The organism is Burkholderia sp. BE17 (assembly GCF_009362305.1).
GTDB lineage: Bacteria > Pseudomonadota > Gammaproteobacteria > Burkholderiales > Burkholderiaceae > Burkholderia > Burkholderia pyrrocinia_C.
The window spans coordinates 1-18,416 of the sequence record NZ_WHNU01000018.1 but is presented as its reverse complement, the minus strand read 5'-3'; the positions used below and the strand labels follow the sequence as shown (position 1 = coordinate 18,416).

The 18,416-nt window shown below is 58.9% G+C and carries 13 protein-coding genes and 2 pseudogenes; 10 read left to right on the top strand and 5 right to left on the bottom strand.

Going from position 1 to position 18,416, the window contains the following annotated elements; all coding sequences use genetic code 11:
- The first annotated feature begins 10 nt into the window (after window positions 1-10).
- The 3 genes from GD429_RS16930 to GD429_RS16920 all read left to right on the top strand — a co-directional run bounded on the left by GD429_RS16930 (window position 11) and on the right by GD429_RS16920 (window position 2,569).
- Window positions 11-709, top strand: a complete 699-nt coding sequence (locus GD429_RS16930) for a YfiR family protein (protein WP_152858308.1) — start codon at window positions 11-13, stop codon at window positions 707-709.
- Window positions 706-1,974, top strand: a complete 1,269-nt coding sequence (locus GD429_RS16925) for a diguanylate cyclase domain-containing protein (RefSeq protein ID WP_152858106.1) — start codon at window positions 706-708, stop codon at window positions 1,972-1,974. Before GD429_RS16930 ends, GD429_RS16925 begins: the two co-directional genes overlap by 4 nt.
- An 85-nt stretch (window positions 1,975-2,059) precedes the next feature.
- Entirely contained in the window at window positions 2,060-2,569 is a 510-nt protein-coding gene (locus tag GD429_RS16920) for an OmpA family protein (RefSeq protein ID WP_152858104.1), read from the top strand.
- A gap of 124 nt (window positions 2,570-2,693) precedes the next feature.
- Here the strand turns inward: GD429_RS16920 and GD429_RS16915 are convergent, their stop codons facing one another.
- From GD429_RS16915 to GD429_RS41105, 5 genes and pseudogenes are all read right to left on the bottom strand, one after another.
- Window positions 2,694-2,978, bottom strand: coding sequence for a PAAR domain-containing protein (locus GD429_RS16915; RefSeq protein ID WP_152858102.1), 285 nt, complete (start codon window positions 2,976-2,978; stop codon window positions 2,694-2,696).
- A gap of 17 nt (window positions 2,979-2,995) precedes the next feature.
- The gene (locus GD429_RS16910) at window positions 2,996-3,916 is read right to left on the bottom strand and encodes a hypothetical protein (RefSeq protein WP_152858100.1); all 921 of its coding nucleotides are present in this window, start codon (window positions 3,914-3,916) and stop codon (window positions 2,996-2,998) included.
- 28 nt (window positions 3,917-3,944) lie between these two features.
- A complete protein-coding gene (locus GD429_RS16905; RefSeq protein WP_152858097.1) occupies window positions 3,945-5,099 on the bottom strand; it encodes a DUF2515 family protein in 1,155 nt (384 codons plus the stop codon).
- An 11-nt stretch (window positions 5,100-5,110) separates the two neighbouring features.
- Window positions 5,111-7,783, bottom strand: coding sequence for a type VI secretion system Vgr family protein (locus GD429_RS16900; protein ID WP_152858095.1), 2,673 nt, complete (start codon window positions 7,781-7,783; stop codon window positions 5,111-5,113).
- Window positions 7,784-7,906: 123 nt separating this feature from the next.
- Window positions 7,907-8,082, bottom strand: a pseudogene (locus GD429_RS41105) (transposase); the annotation flags it as partial.
- Between the two features lie 416 nt (window positions 8,083-8,498).
- On the opposite strand from GD429_RS41105, the gene GD429_RS16890 reads away from it, so the two are divergent.
- From GD429_RS16890 to GD429_RS16855, 7 genes and pseudogenes are all read left to right on the top strand, one after another.
- Complete coding sequence (locus GD429_RS16890; protein WP_152858092.1) at window positions 8,499-10,637, top strand: type VI secretion system Vgr family protein; 2,139 nt, start codon at window positions 8,499-8,501, stop codon at window positions 10,635-10,637.
- Window positions 10,638-10,654: 17 nt separating this feature from the next.
- Window positions 10,655-11,113 carry a DcrB-related protein gene (locus tag GD429_RS16885; RefSeq protein WP_152858090.1) on the top strand — a complete coding sequence of 153 codons (459 nt, stop codon included), beginning with the start codon at window positions 10,655-10,657 and terminating at the stop codon, window positions 11,111-11,113.
- Window positions 11,110-15,468 carry an RHS repeat-associated core domain-containing protein gene (locus tag GD429_RS16880; RefSeq protein ID WP_321574664.1) on the top strand — a complete coding sequence of 1,453 codons (4,359 nt, stop codon included), beginning with the start codon at window positions 11,110-11,112 and terminating at the stop codon, window positions 15,466-15,468. Before GD429_RS16885 ends, GD429_RS16880 begins: the two co-directional genes overlap by 4 nt.
- Entirely contained in the window at window positions 15,465-15,842 is a 378-nt protein-coding gene (locus GD429_RS16875) for a hypothetical protein (protein WP_152858088.1), read from the top strand. The genes GD429_RS16880 and GD429_RS16875 overlap by 4 nt, the downstream gene beginning before the upstream one ends.
- Window positions 15,843-15,993: 151 nt before the next feature.
- On the top strand, window positions 15,994-16,557 hold the full coding sequence (locus tag GD429_RS16870; RefSeq protein WP_152858086.1) for a hypothetical protein: 564 nt from the start codon (window positions 15,994-15,996) through the stop codon (window positions 16,555-16,557).
- A gap of 40 nt (window positions 16,558-16,597) precedes the next feature.
- Window positions 16,598-17,245, top strand: coding sequence for a hypothetical protein (locus GD429_RS16865; RefSeq protein ID WP_152858084.1), 648 nt, complete (start codon window positions 16,598-16,600; stop codon window positions 17,243-17,245).
- A 279-nt stretch (window positions 17,246-17,524) separates the two neighbouring features.
- Window positions 17,525-18,416, top strand: a pseudogene (locus tag GD429_RS16855) (IS3 family transposase); the annotation flags it as partial.

Sequence of the window (18,416 nt, the reverse complement as noted above, 5' to 3'; positions counted from 1 at the left end):
TGTTTCCATCATGGATGCGAGAGTGTGCGCGGCGGCTGCCGGTCTTGCGACTGCAACGACGCCAACGGGCGCGGCGGCAATCGCCGCGCGGACGACACCCGTCCCGCCCGGCCGGGCCGCTTCGCTGCGCGACGCGCTGATCGCAATCGTTTGCGTGCTGGGCGCGGTGCCCGCCATGCTCGCCGGGGCTCCTCTCGACGCGGACGATCCGCCCGACACCGTGCGCATCGTCGCCACCGCAAGCCCTGCCGATCCCGCCATTTCGTCACACGACTCCGCCGTGCGTCAGGTCGTGCTCGGCATCATCAGCTTCACGCGCTGGCCGACGACACCCGTGCGCCTGCATCTGTGCGTGACGGGCCGGCCCGACTACGCGCGCGGACTGACCGACACGCTGCAGGCCGGCTCGACGCTGCTCGATGTGCAGCGCGTCCGCTTCGACGATCCGTCGCTCGGCATGGCCTGCGATGTCGTTTATCTCGGCACCCTGAGCGACGACGAGCGAACGCGGGTGAGAACCGCGGTGGCCGGCCATCCGGTCCTGACGATCGCGGAACACGATCCGTCCTGTACCGCAGGCAGCATGTTCTGCCTGAACATCGACGGCGAGCGCATCTCATTCGACATCAATCTCGACGCCGTGGCGCGCAGCGGTGTGCGCGTGCACCCGAACGTGCTCAATCTCGCGCGACGGCCGGGGGCGCCATGACACGGCTCGCGCCTCACTTTTCCCCTTCGCGCGCGTCGCGCCCGACGCTGCAAAGCGTATTGCGCCGCGCGCACCTGCGCCTCGCGTTCGTTGCCGTCGCGATGGCCGCCGTGTCGTTGATCGTCGTCGCCGTGATCGCGTTGCGTGCGTATGCCGGCAACAACCTGAACCTGCTGGCCCGCTCGCTCGGTTATACGGTCGAGGCGGCGCTCGTGTTCGGCGACCGCGTCGCGGCGAGCGAGGCGATCGGGATGATCGCCGGCGATGAGGACGTCGCGCAGGTGGTGGTCACGGACAGCAAGGGCCAGCCGTTCGCGACGTGGCAGTTGCCCGCCGGAAACGGGGTCGCCCGGCTCGAGCGCGCCGTCGCCGACCTTGCGCTGCCCGGGCCCGTGACGGTTCCGGTGATGCACGACGGCATCATCGTCGGCCACGTCGTCGTGCGCGGCCGCGGGCACCAGTTCTTCGGCTTCCTGCTCGGCGGCGTCGGCGGCATTCTCGGTTGCCTGGCGGTCAGCGTGTTCGGCGCATATGTCAGCTCGAAGCGTCTGCTGCGCAACATCGTTTCGCCGCTGCGCGCGCTGGCCGGCGTTGCGCACGCCGTGCGGCGCGAGCGTGCGTTCGCGCAGCGGGTCGAGCCCGCCGCGATCGCCGAGTTGAACGAGCTCGGCGACGACTTCAATGCGTTGCTCGACGAATTCGAAGACTGGCAGAACACGCTGCGCGACGAAAACGCGTCGCTCGAACACAAGGCGACGCACGATGCGCTGACGGGCCTGCCCAACCGCGTGCAGTTCGAGTCGCGCCTCACGCTTGCGCTCTGCGACGCCGCGATGACGGGGCAGCGGGTCGGCATCCTGTATCTCGACTGCGACCGCTTCAAGGAGATCAACGATTGCCTCGGCCACGACGCTGGCGACGCGGTGCTGATCGGCATCGCGGCGCGGCTGCGCTCGCAGGTGCGCGAGGCCGATCTGGTCGCCCGCCTGGGCGGCGACGAATTTGCGGTGATGCTGGGGGCGGTGCGCGATGCGGGCAGCGTCTGTCGCGTCGCCGACGAGATATTGTCCGGCATGGCGCCGTCGATCGAGCTGTCCGACGGCCGCATGGTGGCCACCATGATGAGTGCGGGCATTGCGCTGTATCCCGACCACGCGTCGGACGCGAGCGGCCTGTTGCGCGCCGCGGATGCAGCGATGTACCGGGCCAAGCGTGCGCGGCCGGGGTCGTGGCAGTTGGCCGAAGGAGTCGCAGGGCCGGTTTGATTGATCGCTTCGCGCTGCGGGCGAGGCCGCAGCAGCGGATTACAAAAGGCGCGCCCAACGCGGGCGCACTCGAAGGGGACGTGAAATGGACAACTCATTTCCTGTGAGCATGGGGCGGATGTGCGTCGCGAGCGCGCTGCTGCTGTGTTTGCTGCTGGGGGGCTGCAAGACGCCGCCGCTTCATCGTGGGCTGACGCAGACGCAGGTCACGACGCTGAAGTCGGCAGGTTTTCAGGAGACCGAACAGGGTTTCGAGTTCGGCTCGGCCGGGCCGATCCTGTTCGATTTCGACCGCTATAACCTCAGGCCGGATGTGCGGCGGATCGTCGAAAGGATCGGGCGCACGCTCAGGTCGGCGGGAATCAACGGCGTGCGGGTTTATGGGTACTCGGACGAGGAGGGCGCGGATGAATACGACTTCGAGTTGTCGAGGCGGCGGGCCGAGGTCGTGGCGATCGAGCTGGTCGATGTCGGGCTCGATGCGAAGCGCATTGCGATCGTCGGGAAAGGGAAACGCGATCCGGTGGGGGATAACCGGACGCCGGCCGGGCGGGCGCAGAATCGGCGGGCGGCGATTGTGGTTTCGCCGAGGTGAGGGGGCGGTTCTATTTATTTCGCGGAGGTAGTCGGACCACTTCCCCGAGAAAACAGCCCGAATCGTGAGCCACCCGCAGTAAAAAACAGTGGCTCACGAGCGAGCAAGCCGAAAATGAACGCGGCTAATCGTTCGGAGCAGGTTGCGCAATGAGAACGGCGCCACAGGTCGTTTTATGCCCCTCCAAGGCCATCGGTTGTCCGAAATCCTCGTACCCGTCCAGCCCCTCGGCAATTTCAAAGAGATGTGGCGCGCAAAGCGGACAAGTCACCTGATCGCCCTTGCGGGCAATGGGAACCTTGGCGGAGCTCCAGGTGGAGGACGGACTACCTGAAATCACTTTGCCACCGTGGCTCGTTGCGTCGCCAACTACGATCTGTGCACGCCCGTGCAAGCTTGCTCGTTGCATCGATTGCCCCCTCCAGATCAATGGGCGTTATCTGCTTTGGCCGAGAAGTCGGGGGCTTCGAACGGCGGGGGTTGATACGTCGCGTCGATCGTGTATCCCAGAGCCTTCAGTTCGGCCTCTTTCTTCGATCGCTCTTCCCTTGCCGGTTTCAACTCGTCAGAAATGAGTTTTTCCCATTTTTTCCGACGCTCAACACTATCCGTAAAATATGGGGTGTAGTGATCAGATGCAGTGCTGACCTGGATGTCAGTCAAATAGTACCCCATGTCGGGCGAACCCGATGATTGATAGGATAGCGATAAAGTCAGAAATACCCCGTCGGCGTAAAAAATCCATCTCGGCTCAACGGTAATCAAGTTCTTCCACTCATCTATCGTCGGCGTGTATGTGGAATCCAACGAATAAAGAGCTCCGGATTCTGATGAGACATACTTCAGGGCCTCTCTTCCAGCAAGCCGGGGAGATGCCGCATATACATATCTTTTCCATCCGGCGGACCGTAACCTGCCAAGCAGGGACATGACTTTATCGCGTCCCTCTTCATGCGAGGTTGTTTTTGATGAAGAAATATTGAAATTAATATCCCAATTGTCAACTCCATCCTCGGGGCTGTCTTTGTCACCCAACCCAGTCGCAATCATGACATTATCGACATCAAACGAATATGGCCCCTGAATGTACTTTACTATTCCGAGTTTCGCTGGGTCATCCCAGTGAATTTGGTAGCGATATACGCCGGACGGGTGATTCATCGTGGAAAATCCCTGATTTTTGGCGTCTTGCCTCCCATCAGCTCCGAACTTTATCATGACAACTTGCGGTGTCATTGCGCCATCCTTTTTTTCTTGAGTGGTCGTCCATACCAGAATCGCAGCGAATAGTATAAATGCCGATAAAATCCACTGCAATATTTTAATCGATTTCCGTGTGAGCGGCATGGATATATTTTCTCGATTTAAAGGTTGGTCATGTTAAGCCACCCATTGCGGCAATTGATTTTAATTCGCTTGGCATGTATTTTCGTTGTTTTTGCATGAGAAAATGGAACAATTTCCCGGTGTCCTTGATCCATGCCATTCGTTGTTTATAATCTTCTAGGATTAAGTCTTTGGGGGCATTGGAGCGATATTGCATGTCAGACGTCTCATTCTGTGCGGTAAAGCTCAGTTGCAAAGGCGGAATCAGAGCGTGAAATGCACGCGCTGGCGCGGCCCACCATTTGTCCGAGCTGGTCGCTTGATCCATGGTTCGCTGAAATTTCAGCTTGCTGATGAAGGCTTTGTCATTATAGATTAACCCTTGCAACACCTCGCCTTGCTCATGCTGTGCCATTACCCAAAGATGATTGAAGGCAAAATTATTCTTAAATGTGTTGTCGGCTGTTGCTTCCCATTGCTTAACCAGGCTGAATCCAATGGACACCCGTGGAGTCCATTGAAAATAACCTGGACTCTCGGACCCGGAGCCGACGAATTTACCAGACCCGGCGTCGTCCATCGAAGCGCTGGCTTCATTTATTACCGGGCACTTTGGCACCACGTCACCTGCCCATTGCTGCCGCATCAGGTTTTTCTGTACGGTGGGATGGAATTGCCGACTATCGCGCTGTTTGGCACACTCCTGGAACGCCGCCGGGTCTGCCGCATAGCCGTAGCACCAGGGGAGCAGGTCGTTATAAATCCACAGATTGCCTTTGCCCAATCCTTCATGGACGGTGCCCATGAAGGGCGTCTTGTCTACCTGCCAGCTTTCCAAATTGGCTGAAACCTGTTTGGCCGCGAACGCGCCCAATCCCGTCCAATAAAACCGACCAAGCTTGTCTTTTTCTCCGAGATGAAACTCCTCGAGGAACATGCGCGCGTAGCTTGACGCTACTCGACGGGCTCTTGCCCCATAGTGCTTCCCGACAAACGACGCATCGCCCGGTTCGATCTTGGTTTCGGAGACGGTGTGTGAACTGAATCGATAGTCGGGTGTTCCGTCTTTTAGGATGGGAGTGCGGGTATCCAGTTGGGCCATCGCATATTGATGGGCGAGCGACCAGATAATTTTACAATCGCAATTCGCATCGATACACGTATTGCTTTTCGGGTTGGTAGTGTCTTCTGCAAGATTGGCCATTTTTTCTACCTTTACTTATCCTCGTCCGTGAAGAGTTCGTCCCAATGAATACCAAATTTCACATTCTCTTCCTGTTTGGTATTCAAGGTCGCCGAACGACCAAGATGATTGGTCTGGAAAACATGCTCCCCTGAGTCGGACGTCATTCGGTAGGCGACGCCTGGCAACGATCGTCCAGACGGTGTCAGCATTCGGAAGGTCTGGTCGTTCGCCTCGACGGTAGGTGTACCGTCCGGCGCAACCCCCATCGGCTTGGACGGCATATTGCTTACCTGTGCGTTGACCTCATAAACACCGCCGCCCACCGTAATCTTGCCGGTCTTCAGGCTGATATAACTATCGCCACCGTGCAGTATCACTTCATCGGCCGCCTTGATCGTGATTCGGTTCGCCGTCTGTGTAATTTCGAGCTTTGCAAGCAGATTGAGGTTTTTCTGCAGAGCCTTGATGTCGATATCTCCGGCGTAGGACACCATCCGGATGCCGAGCTTGTACGCAAACAGTCGGATTGCGTTTCGGGCAGTAGCTAACAGGCTGCTGCCACTGCTCATGCTGAGGTGTGCGCCACTCGTGAGCGCCATATGTTCTCCGCTCGCGAGATGGGTGGTGCCAGCCGTCGTCGCTTCGATCCCGGTCGGAGATGCGAAAACCAGATGGGGCTTGGCCAGTTCTGGAAACGCTTCTGCCCCTTGCCCTCCGCCTGAGCCTCTGATTTCATCACTCTGCTTCCTGAGTGCCTTGACGACCTCGGGTTGATCTTGTCCGTCCTGCGCTTGCGCCTGGATGGCCGCATTGGCAAGCGTGTCATGCAAATCCCGCGCCTGCACCAAACGCTGCACAGTCTCGCCCATGTCTTTTACTGCAGCGGTCGCACCCGAGCGTGTCTCGGTTGTCACCAACATTCCCTGGTTCGCGCGCAGCACGCCCCACGAATCGGTTGCCAACTCCCAGCCGATTCCGCGTGCCTCCCCACGTCCCGCATTGCCGTCGATGCGGGTGTTGTAGCCGACTACAAGCCGAGATTGTTGATGATCGCTTGCAACCTGTACCTGAAGCTTGCCCGGCGTGTCGTCGGCCACGATCTGGTTTGCCATCGTGCTGGCCAGATCGCGCGAACGTAGTCCTGAAAGCGCTTGATTATCGGGCAACTTCCATTGCACAAAGTTGATGCCGTTCGGCACTCGGCCTGTGACGAGGGGGCGATCCGGACATCCGTGCAAGAACGACACGACGACCTCATCGCCAATTCGTGGGACGTGGATCATTCCGAATCCCTGACTGGCCCATGGCTGACTCACGCGCACCCAGCACGAGCTACGCGTGTCGCGTTGCCCGATACGATCCCAGTGAAATTGCACCTTGATCCGGCCCAACTCGTCGGTATAAATACTTTGCTCTTTTGGGCCGACCACCGTCGCCGTTTGCATTTGCATGATCGGCTTGTGATGCTCGAACGGACTACGGTAGGGCACGGATTTGCGTTGCGCCTCTATTTCGATCAGAAAGAAGCCCTCGGAGCCATCGTGATGGGGCACGCGGGATGGGTGACCTCCGTCCTGATTCGCCGACGCTTCGGCCAATTGGCTTCGCAAACTACCCGGAAGGTTTGTGTGATGGTCTGAAGCGGGGAGATTGTTCTCGATCAGCCAAACCACTTCGACAATGGCGAACTGGTTGCGATCGGCGGAGTCGCGATCGTGCTCTGGGTGTCCGATGAGCGTAAACGACCGTCCCGCATCAGCAGCGCGTAGCCCCCCCGTACCGTAAAACCGCTTTGCACGAGACTCCCACTCTTCCATATGGACTTTGGAGAGATGGTCGCCGCGCTCTTGTTCCAGATATGTATATGGACCGGTGTATTCGTACATCTCCAACTGTGCCGGCAATTCGTGCGATACCGTCGGGATGCTGGTGCCCTTCGGATTGGCAAGCGGTGACGGATTCTTGTAGTCGAACGTGCGCGTGGTCAGCGCGGCGCTATGGAGGGTTCGCAAGCCGGACCAGTGAAGCAGCGCGTCGACCTCACTGTTCGTCCCGTCGCGGGAAAACTGCACTGATTGCGCTGCAAGCGGTTCACACGTATCCAGTCGGTCGATAATGGTCAGGGTATGGGACTTCCCGTCCTCTGCCTGCTTCCAGATGGCGAACAGGCCTTCCTCCTCCATTAACCGATGGACGAAGTTCCAGTCGTCGTCATACTGGGTGCAATACGATCTAGGCGGCAGTGGCTTCGATAGCGCAAAATTGAATCGACCTTTTGCGTGCGAATGAGTATTGAATACATCTCGGAGAATTTCATCGACAGGCTTGTCCTGCCAGATACGCTGATCCCGGCGAAATTTCAGGAAATGCATCCACGAAGCGAAACTGATTTGATAACTGGTCAGCCCACCCTCCGATCCGAGCTGCCGCACAGCATAGACATATCCGTTCCGGGGAAGGTAGGAGCGGTTGGTCTGTTGGATCCACAGGGTAATGGGCTGACCGATCAGCTTTTTTAGCTTGAGGTCGCTGCGTGTCGACACGACATCGAGTGTGAAGTCGAAATGCCGACCAATCCGGGAATGACCCACGGCGCGCTGCGGCAACAATTCGTTGTCCCCGAGCGGGGTATCGAGTTTCAGTAGGCGATCCTGCTGGATCAACCCGCCTTGAATCGCCTTCACGATGTCTTGCACACTCATCCCGATCCTTTTTATTACTTTTGTGCACCTGTTGCCGAGACGGCGCAGGCTCTCTCAAAAGCGATTCTACAGCTTAATAGCTAGGGCTTATCCCAGGCCCGATTGTCGAGCCGGTCAACAAATCCGCCAGTCATGCAGTCTGCGCCAGCAGTTCAAGCCCGAGCCACAGCCCATTTCTTGCGGAAGCATTTCCCAGAGGATGCCGGACAGCTACACGAACAGGATGCCGGTCAGCACCGCACGATCCTCGGGAGGCTTGCGTCCCGGGTATCGCGTCCTGTGGGTTTCGGCGGTGGCAGAAACGGTTGGATCAGTGACCGCAGTTCGTCGTCAAGTCTCCGTTTTGCCGCGGCCTCCTCGTCAGTGCAACAACGAAGTGGTACAGAGCTAGCGGCGGGTTAGCGGCCCCCGCAAATCACGCTGTAAGTGCTTTGTCTTGGCGGATTCGCACACGTGATGGATCGGTTCTTCGCCCCCCACGTTCCTGTCACCAGTTTCGTGCAGATTGTGTTGTTCTCGGCGCATACCGGCACGCTGCTTCGCCGTGGGCAACCGTGCGCCGGCGTCCAGCCGCTGGTCTAGGTTTTCGATTTTCGGGGCTCGAACGAAAACGTTTGCGGGTGCCTTCCGCGTTGTCGGAATTTGTCCTACATTATCGGGGCCTCGGGCCGGCCAGCCGGCCCACGGAACCTGAGATCACACGCAAGGAACAAGAATGAGTTTCGCTCCGAACGGGGGTATTCCCAATGGTTTGGGCGGCAGCGCGCTCGGCTCCTTGAGCGCGCTCGGCGGCCTGGCAGGGCCGATCGCCTCGAGTGTTGCCGGGAGCCTCGGGCCGCTCGCGGGCCTGGCCGGGCACGTCGACACCGTCCAGCGTGCGATGCAGCTCGCACAGACCGGCTTCTCGCTGATGGACAAGACGCCCGGCGCGGTTGCCGAAGCGATCAACGGCGCCGCCAACCCCGCGCGCCTGACCCAGTTCAATCGTTACGTCACGCTCGATACGCCGCTCGGCCCGGATGTGCTGCTGGTCAGCGCCGCCGTCGTCGACGAGTACGTGAACCGGTTGCCGGAAATCCACCTCGACCTGCTGTCGCATCGCCACGACCTGCGCCCCGACGACCTGATCGGCCAGCAGGTCAAGATCCGGTTCGATCAGCAGGCGCGCCTGTCGACGCTCGAACGCGTCGTTGCATCGGGTACCGGCGAGAACGACCGTTACTTCGACGGCTACGTCGCGTCGTTCGACCGCGCCGGCAATCCCGGGAATGTCACGCAGTACCACCTGACGGCGGTGCCGTGGTTCTGGTTCCTGACGCGCTCGACCGACTGCCGGATCTTCCAGAACAAGACCGCGCAGGACATCCTCACCGAGATTTTCCAGGAGCATGGATTTTCGGATTTCGTGTTCGACATCCGGACGAGCCAGAAACCGCTCGAATACGTGGTGATGTACCAGGAGTCCTACTACAACTTCTGCGCGCGGTTGATGGAGCAGGAAGGGCTGGTCTGGACGCACCGCTACGAGAAGGACAAGCACATGCTGGTGATCGGCGACACGAATCTGCTGTTTCGCCCGATCGACGGCCTGGCAACTGTGCCGTTCGCCGCCACCGAGGCGAGTGAGGACAGCGGCATCGACCAGTTGCACGAAGGCCGGCGCTTTGGCGTCGGCAAGGTCACGTTCCGCGACTTCAATCATCAGAATCCGTCGTCGCCGCTGATGCTGGTGGAAGCCGGCCCGCAGAACCTCAAGCACGCGCGGCTCGACTCGACCGAGCGGTTCGAGCACCAGTCGCTGTACGACCACGGCGACGACGGCAACCGCTACGCCCGTTTTGCGATGGAGGCCGAGGAGGCGCAGGCCCATCGCTATACCGGCGGCGGCTACGCGTGGCGCATGACCACTGCCGGCGCCGTCAACGTGGCGAATCACCCGGTCCTCGAGAACAACCAGGAATACGTGATCCTGCACGTGCGTCACGAGGCGGTAAACGATTACACGCAGCACAGCGCAAAACTGCCGTACCGCAACAGCTTCGCGCTGCTGCCGAAGAAGATTCCGTACCGTGCGCCGCGCGGCACGCCGAAACCGGTGATTCATGGCACGCAGTCGGCGATTGTCGTCGGTCCGAAGGGCGAGGAAATCTACACCAACGGGAGCGCCGTGAAGGTGAACTTCCCGTGGGACCGGCGCGGCAAGAAGGACGGATCCGACTCGATGTGGGTGCGCGTATCGCAACCGTGGGCGGGCGACGGCTGGGGCGCGGCAGCGATTCCGCGGATCAAGCAGGAAGTGCTCGTAGCGTTCAATCAGGGCGATCCGGATAACCCCGTGATCGTCGGCCGCGTGTTCAACGGCGAGCAAGGCAACCCGTACCACGGTGCGGCCGGTCAGACGATGGGGATCAAGAGCCAGACGCACAAGGGGCAGGGCTCGAACGAGATTCGCATGACCGACACGAACGGCATGCAGGAATTCTTCATGCACGCCCAGAAGGACATGAACACCGTGGTCGAGAACACCGAGACGCACAAGGTGCTGGGGCCGATGCGTACCGTCCTGGTGGCCACAGGTAGCGAAGAAAAGCAGATTCCGCAGGGCAACCTGACCGAGACGATCGCCGAGAAGCGCAGTACCACCGCGACCACGGTCGAAGTGACGACGCCTGCCAAGGATGGCGGCGGCGGCACGCAGGTCTACGTGGCCGAGCGCGGCATCCTGCTGAAGGTGCAGGACAGCTCGATCTCGCTCGCGCCCGAAGGCATCCGCCTCGAACACAAGGGCTCCGTGATCCTGATGACCGACGACGGCGTGATGGTCAACGGCCAGCGCATCGATCTCAACAAATAACACGAACAAAACCAGCCATGCACTACGCAATCCACGAAGGCACCTTCGAACTGCCGGACGCGGCGCTCGACCGCACCGTCAACATCCTCGTGATGAACGCCGGCCCCGGCGGCCTCAACCTCGTGATCGCCCGTGGGCGGCTGCGCGACGGGGAAGATATCGATGCGTTCGTCGCGCGCGAATGGGAAGTGGCGTCGCGCGATGCCAGGATGCTCACCGAGAAGGCGCGCCGGCCGGTGACGGTGGCGGGCCGTTCGGGCATCCAGATCGATTCCACGCACGAGCGGGATGGCCGGCTCTGGCATCAGGTGCAGACCATGTTCCAGTCGGACGACGCCGGCCGCGTGCTGGTGATGACGCTGACCAGCGCGGCACCGCTGACCGAAGAGCAGCAGGCGATCGCCGATCGTATGCTCGCCAGCTTCCAGCCGCGCGCGGCTCGACCGACCCTGCTCGGACCGGGTGACGCGTCGTGAGCGCGGAAAACTTCGCGGCCGCGCGCTTCGAAGATTCGATCCAGCACACGTCGTTTCTGGGTGAGCTTGTCGGCACGGTCGGGTCGGTGGTCGGCGGTGCCATCGTCGGTGCATTGGTGGCGGAGGCGATGGAGGGGCTGGTGTTCGCCGGCCTCGCTGCGCTCGAGATCGGCACGGCAGGGTTGGCGACGCCGCTCGTGATTGCGATCGGCGTGGGGGTGGCGGTCGGCTCGGGCGCGCTGATGGAAGCGAGCGGGATGAACGAGGCCATCGACGACGGCGCGAAGGCACTGGCCAATTCGATCGTGCCGCCCGAGATCAAAGGCAAGATCGCGAGCGGGTCGGGGAACGTTTACGTCAACAACAAGCCGGCGGCGCGGGCGGCGAAGCCGGGCGATCTCGATACCGTCGCGTGCACGGATCATCCTGGGCCGCAGATGATCGCCGATGGGTCGGGGAGCGTTTATATCAACGATCATCCGGCCGCGCGTGTCGGAGACAAGACGACTTGCGACGGGACGATTGCCGAAGGGTCCGATAACGTTTTCATCGGCGGCGGCACGCAGCGGGTGCGGGACGTGAAGTCGGCTTCCCGGCTCGGATGGCTGGGGGCGGCGCTTGGTATTGCGCTCGCGGTTTGCGGCCGCGGGAAGATGAGCTGGGGGCAGTTTCTGAAAGGCAAGCTGCCTTGCCTCGCGATCAATTTTGCGGCGGGTGCCTTCGGTACGTGGCTCGGCAGTTTGGCGAGGCCGTCTGCGGGCCACCCGGTCAACGTCATTACCGGCGGCAAGATTCTCGATGGCACGGACGATACCGACTTCGCATTGCCCGGGCCGCTGCCGATCGTGTGGCGACGTTTTTACAGCAGTCACGATGATCGTGCCGACAGCCTGTTCGGGGCGGGGTGGAGCGTGCCGATCAGCGTCGAGCTGCGGCTTGCGCGTGAGCATGGCGAGGTCACGTCGATCACGTATTGGGACGAGCAGGGGCGCGACATCGTGTTCCCGGCGGTGCCGCCGGGTGAGAGCCATTTCAGCGTTCCCGAAGGCATTTACCTGATCTGCACCGCCGGCGGCCACTACGTGGTTGAGACGGTCGATGGTTTGTATCGCGATTTCGGCCGTGCTCGTAGCGATGCGGACAGCGAGACGCTCAAGCTGTGGCGTCTTGAGGATCGCAACGGTAACTGGATCGAGGTGGAGCAAGAAGCGGCCGGTGAGGTTGTGCGGCCGGCCCGGCTGCATGACAGCGCCGGGCGCATGCTGACGCTCGCCTACGATAAATCGCAGCCGCGACGCATTGCCAAAATTGAGCTGACTCGTGGTGTGGACGGTGAGCAACCCGACACGCTGGTGCGTTACGCGTACAACGATGCCGGCGAGTTGATAGCTGTTACCGATCGCAGTGGTCACACCGGGCGACGCTTCGCGTACGAGCGCGGACTGATGGTTCAGCACGTCTTGCGCGGCGGTTTGCAGTGTTTCTATGCGTGGGAGGGCGTCGGTCGCGACGCGCGCGTCGTGCGCCACTGGACCGACGACGGTGAGGCGTACACGTTCAACGCGGACCTTGCGCAGCGTACGGTGACGATCACCGATCAGATCGGTCGCGTTACGCAGTGGACCTGGAACGAGGATCAGCAGCCGACGAGTCATACGGATGCTGAAGGCCATGTTTGGCGGTTAGCGTGGAACGCGAAGCGGCAGTTGGTCAGTACGACCGATCCGGCCGGGAACACGACCCGCTTTGAATATGACGAGCGCGGGCGCCAGACCCAGCGCATAGACGCACTCGGCCAGGTTGAGCGCACAGAGTGGAATGGGCACTACGATCTGCCTGTCGCGGAAACCGATCCGGCCAACTCACGCTGGATCTACCGCTACGACGATCGCGGCAACCTGACGATGACGCGCGATCCGGCGGGCTTTGCGACGGAGTATCACAGGGACGAGCGTGGGTTGGTGCATACGATTCGCGATGCGCGTGGGGGTTACAAGTTCCTGGAATGGAATGGCCGTGCACAGTTGACCTCGTACACCGATTGTTCTGGAAAGGTCACGCGGTTTGCATATGACGCACGTGGCATGCTCGCATGCGTGACCGATGCGGCGGGCCAGTCCACCGTGTATGAAGCGGATGCGATGGGGCGTGTTACGGGGATCGGGACGGCCGATGGCGCGCGTCAGATGTTTCGATACGATGCGGCCGGACGTCTTGTCGAGGTCGTTGATGCGAACCAGCGCAGCACGCGCTACGAACTCAATCCGCGTGGATTGTTGCTGTCCCGCACGGACGCGGCTGATCGTGTGGTGCGGTTTGGTTACGACGATGCGTTCAGGCTCGCGAGTTTGACCAACGAAAATCGCGAGTCGTATCGCTTCCAGTATGACCGTCGCGATCTGGTTTCTGCACAGATCGGCCTCGATGGCCACAAGCGTACATACGAATACGACGTGTGCGGCCAAGGCACGATCGTACGGGATGGGCAGATCGAGACGCGCTACGAGCGCGACGCGATCGGTCGACTGACGGCGAAGCAAGCTACGCATGAGCGTTGTGAGTACTTGTACGACAAGGCGAGCCGAATCGCATCTGCCGAGTTGTACACGCTGGCCGCGCGTGGCCCGTCGCTGAAGAATCGAGTCAATCTGAAATACGACGCGCGCGGAAATGTCCTTGAGGAATACACGCCGACCGGCTGGCTCGCGCATACGTACGATGAGCTTGGCAACCGCGTCAGCACCACAATCTCGGGCGAGCGCACGATCGATTGGCTGCATTACGGCTCGGGACACGTGCACCAGATCCGCGTTGACGGCACTGCAGTTGCCGACATAGAACGCGATGATCTGCATCGGGAGGTACTACGAACGCAGGGTAAGCTGACCAGCCATTTCGGATATGACGCGGTTGGCCGTCGTGCGCGGCACGCTGCGCAGCGAGGCCGGGCGGCTGACGATCTGCTTGCGAAGCAGTGGCAATTCGATGCAGCGGGCGACGTGATCCAGAAGCGAGATCAGCGTCATGGCACGACGAGCTATCAATATGACCCGACTGGTCGCATTGAGCAGGCGACGGGGCCGGGGCTGCCGTCGGAAGTGTTTCGCTGGGACGCGGCGGCCAACCTGGTGTCGAGCGATCACCCGGGCGGCTACGTCGAGCACAACCGGCTCAAGATGTTCGAGGATAAGCGCTTCGAGTACGACTCGTATGGACGGCTGGTTCGCAAGCTGAGTGGTCACGGGCCTGCCAAAGAGCAGGTTCTCGAATACGACGATTGGAGCCAGCTGAAGACCGTCGTGACGAAGGACCGTCTTGGCATCGCGACGACGCATTTCGAATACGACGCGTTTGGCCGCCGGATCCGTAAACTCAATGGCGGCTACGCGCGTACCGATTTCCTGTGGGATGGCATGCGGCTCGTGCAGGAGACGTATCACGACCGTCAGGGCGAGGAAGCGCTGACGTACTTGTACGAGTCCAACAGCTACGTACCGCTTGCACGGATCGATCAGGGCAAGCCGGCGGCTAACGATGCCGATGCGCGGGATGCGGTCTACTATTTCCACAACGACGTGTCGGGGCTGCCGGAGGAGTTAACCGACGCGGGTGGAGATCTGGTTTGGCAGGCCCGCTACAAGGTTTGGGGTAACGCGGTGCAGGAGGAATGGATCGCGCGTACACCGCAGCGCCCCATACCGTCATGGGGCGAGGTGCAGGAAACGACGCCGACGTCTGTCCATGTACCAAGACCACAGAACCTGCGTTTCCAGGGGGAGTATCTGGACCGGGAGACAGGGCTGCACTACAACCTGTTTCGGTACTACGATCCCGATATCGGGAGGTTCATTGCCCAGGATCCCATCGGACTAGCCGGTGGGATGAACCTGTATCAGTACGCACCGAATCCGATAAGTTGGATTGATCCGCTGGGGTTAAGCCCACTGGATGCAATTCAGCAACAAATAAATTCAATCTTTGAAAATCATTTGCCTGCAATACAGGCCATTGATCCGAATGCGACAGTTGGCTATAGAGGGAGTGCTGCGAGCGGGATTAGTAAGGCTCATGACCCGTCGATTTCTAGGCCAATAAATATAAATGATTTCGACGTCGATGGATTTATTCAGTCTGATTATTTGGCAAACAATTCCGTCTTCACGAATAGACGTCGAGATGCTTCGAGGATACCTGGATTTTCTGAGATAGAAAAATCCATTGATAGCGATTTGAGGAAGGCGTTTCCTGGATTGAGGGAGGATCCTTTTGGATTTAGAATTTTCAAGACCCATGAATTGGATGATCTCGCAAGGCAAGGGGATAGGCAGGTGAAAATTGGAGGGTGTTTTAAATGATTTCCAAGCGTGGTCGATGCTTGAGCGTAGTTCTTCTGGAAGATGTTGATTTTCTCGGGTTGGTTAAAAAAATCGAAAATGCATTTGGTGCGCGCCTTTCGGTGAAGGATAAAAAGGGGCGTTATATCGCAGATTGGGATGGCGATGATTTTTCCATCGAGGTCGTTGATAGAGTTGATCGACTTGGTGATTTTTTGTCTGACGAAAATCATGTTGTTGATGTTTTTATCGAGTCGGATGAGAATTTCAATGAAAAATTCGAGGATAAAATAAAATCCATCTTTAAAAATGGTGGGGTTGTGTGGAGGCGCGCGGTGTGGTCGCAAGTTAGTCGAGACGAAGGTTTGCGAGAGATATATCCTGATTCGGATTGATTTTCAATGGCGAGCGTTGACGGGATTTTATATTGTGACGCCACTCGTTGCCGATTTTTGAGAGGCAAGATGAGACTGTCACGCAATAGCGTTCAGTTGTTCAGTTGTAGGATTTCACTCGTTGATGGCAAGCGCGGACAAGGGATGTCAAATGACTACAGTCATTGAGCGTAAAGAGAACTTGGCTCGGGAACTCGCTACGCTCGATTTAGCAAGTCAACTGAAATTTTCAGCGTGGTGCTGCTTCGCACTCGTTGGAGAAAGTTCAGTATTCGACTTTCTGTCTCGTTACTCCGATTTATCGGCGTCAGACATTCATGCTCGAATCGTCAAAGGACTTGATGGCGTTTGGGAAGGGGATGAAGCAGGGGCTGATTTCTCGGATTTGAATATTCTCGAATGGGATGTGGATGAAATCAATGTGAGGGATGATGCAGCTGCCCAAGGAGCATTGGATCTATTGGCTGCGCTGTCTTTTCTTTCTAAATGGGCACGCGCTCATTCGACGTCTGATCTCGCAAACTGTGCGGAGCAGGTTATAAATAGAGTTGACTATCTGGAGACGTTCGGAATTCTTCGGGCTGACATAGAATTCCCTGTCGAGCAAGAAATTCGTGTGCAAGAAGAATTTATTGATGATCTTCGGAGTGGGAGGGTCTGCGTTGGCGACAAAGTGGAATGTCAAGGACGATTGTTACGTCTCGGTTGCCCTTAAATCATGAAATCGAGGGCGGGGCAGGCGAGAGGGTCGTTCGATGAATTTTAAGAATGAAAGGGATGAGCTAATCAATCTGTTGCATGAGAGTGACGGTGCTTATCCAATGTTCTTGATGCGTGCAAAAGAGAACACTAGATCAGAGAATTGGGGAGCAGGTGTTGGCGTGCCGTTTTCTCTTGAGCCCTATCGTATGGAGGTACTAGGGGTAAAGCCGGGGCGCATGTTGAAGCACAAATCGGAACCTGGTCCCCGGCGGTATTGTTATTCGTACGATGATCAAGGACGAGTAATACATGCGGTTGCATACGGGAAACTGGGAGGAACTCCAGGGAGCCTGGATTGGATGCGCTCTGATGATTTTTACGAATACTCGGAGAATGCTGCGACTCGATACGTTTTTGGAAATACATTTAGAGGAAATCCTGATTCTCAGGTGACTCGCGTCGTGCGGTTGAATTGTGTAAATGGCAGGGTTTATGGTGTATTCCAGGTTGAAAAAGGAAGTCTCGAGTATACGGAAACGACCTATTCGTATGATGCTGTTGGAAATATTGTTGAAATAAGAATCAAGTGGCCAGAGGGTCGTTTTCCTGATCGGGTGCTGTCGGTTGAGCGGGGCGGAAGCGGTGTGAGTATCTTTGAAATACGTGATCAAAGAAGGATTCCAGTTTATCCAGTACCTTAATGCGATACGTGGTTGGGGTCACTTAGGTGGAAAAACAGAGTCTTTCTTGCGGTAATTTGTCACTCGCACCCGTGGTGGGGAGGATTTCGAAATGAAGGTGCTGAGTGTGTTGAAGATGCCCGCTGGGATATCTCTTTGCGTGGGCTGCAACGAAATGAACCGCGCCTATCCTGTTAATTTCATGTAGACCATAGAGGTGGCCGCGCAAATTCGGACAGCCGGATAAGTGGAACATCCGGGGCCTGAGCCAGCGATAATGCAGGCAAAGGAACCGGAAAGATGACGAAGAGAACCCGACGGACGCACTCAGCGGCGTTCAAAGCGAAAGTGGCCCTGGCGGCGGTCAAGGGCGAGCGCACGCTGGCCGAACTGGCGCAGCAGTTCGATGTGCACCCGAACCAGATCACGGAGTGGAAGCGGCAACTGCAGGAGCGTGCGGCGGATGTGTTCGGCGCGGCCTGTACACCGTCGAACGAGCCGCCGGTGGACGTGAAAACGCTGCACGCGAAGATCGGACAGTTGACGCTGGAGAACGATTTTTTGTCAGGAGCGCTCGGCAAAGCCGGACTGCTGAGCGCAAAGCGATGATTAACCGTACGCATGCGCTGCCGGTTTCGCGACAGACGCGACTGGTTGGCATCGCGAGATCGAGCGCGTATTACCGGGCGCAGCCAGTGAGCGAGGCGGATCAGTTGCTGATGCGGCGAATCGACGAGCTGCACATGGAGTTTCCATTTGCCGGGGCACGGATGCTGGCGCGCCTATTACGCCGGGAAGGCCATGAAGTCGGCCGCCGGCGTGTGCGCACGCTGATGAAGCGCATGGGTGTCGAGGCGCTGCACTGCAAGCCGAACACGAGTCGGCGCAACGCACAGCACAAGATCTGGCCGTACTTGCTGCGGGGCATGAAGATCGACCGTGCCAATCAGGTGTTCGCCCTCGACACGACGTACATTCCGATGGCGCGCGGCTTCGTGTACCTGACGGCGGTGGTGGACTGGGCGAGCCGCAAGATTCTCGCGCACCGGGTTGCCATCACGCTGGAAGCCACGCATGCCGTCGAGGCACTGGAAGAAGCGTTCGCCCGCTACGGACTGCCGGACATCGTGAACACCGATCAGGGCAGCCAGTTCACGGCGGGCGCGTTCATCGAGGCCGTACTGGGTCGAGG

What these genes read in the sequence shown, in the direction of transcription:
- GD429_RS16905 (WP_152858097.1), bottom strand. Translation starts at nt 5,099, where the DNA reads ATGGCCAATCTTGCAGAAGACACTACCAACCCGAAAAGCAATACGTGT.
- GD429_RS16885 (WP_152858090.1), top strand. Translation starts at nt 10,655, where the DNA reads ATGCACTACGCAATCCACGAAGGCACCTTCGAACTGCCGGACGCGGCG.
- GD429_RS16865 (WP_152858084.1), top strand. Translation starts at nt 16,598, where the DNA reads ATGAATTTTAAGAATGAAAGGGATGAGCTAATCAATCTGTTGCATGAG.
- GD429_RS16925 (WP_152858106.1), top strand. Translation starts at nt 706, where the DNA reads ATGACACGGCTCGCGCCTCACTTTTCCCCTTCGCGCGCGTCGCGCCCG.
- GD429_RS16890 (WP_152858092.1), top strand. Translation starts at nt 8,499, where the DNA reads ATGAGTTTCGCTCCGAACGGGGGTATTCCCAATGGTTTGGGCGGCAGC.
- GD429_RS16915 (WP_152858102.1), bottom strand. Translation starts at nt 2,978, where the DNA reads ATGCAACGAGCAAGCTTGCACGGGCGTGCACAGATCGTAGTTGGCGAC.
- GD429_RS16920 (WP_152858104.1), top strand. Translation starts at nt 2,060, where the DNA reads ATGGACAACTCATTTCCTGTGAGCATGGGGCGGATGTGCGTCGCGAGC.
- GD429_RS16910 (WP_152858100.1), bottom strand. Translation starts at nt 3,916, where the DNA reads ATGCCGCTCACACGGAAATCGATTAAAATATTGCAGTGGATTTTATCG.
- GD429_RS16875 (WP_152858088.1), top strand. Translation starts at nt 15,465, where the DNA reads ATGATTTCCAAGCGTGGTCGATGCTTGAGCGTAGTTCTTCTGGAAGAT.
- GD429_RS16900 (WP_152858095.1), bottom strand. Translation starts at nt 7,783, where the DNA reads ATGAGTGTGCAAGACATCGTGAAGGCGATTCAAGGCGGGTTGATCCAG.
- GD429_RS16870 (WP_152858086.1), top strand. Translation starts at nt 15,994, where the DNA reads ATGACTACAGTCATTGAGCGTAAAGAGAACTTGGCTCGGGAACTCGCT.
- GD429_RS16930 (WP_152858308.1), top strand. Translation starts at nt 11, where the DNA reads ATGGATGCGAGAGTGTGCGCGGCGGCTGCCGGTCTTGCGACTGCAACG.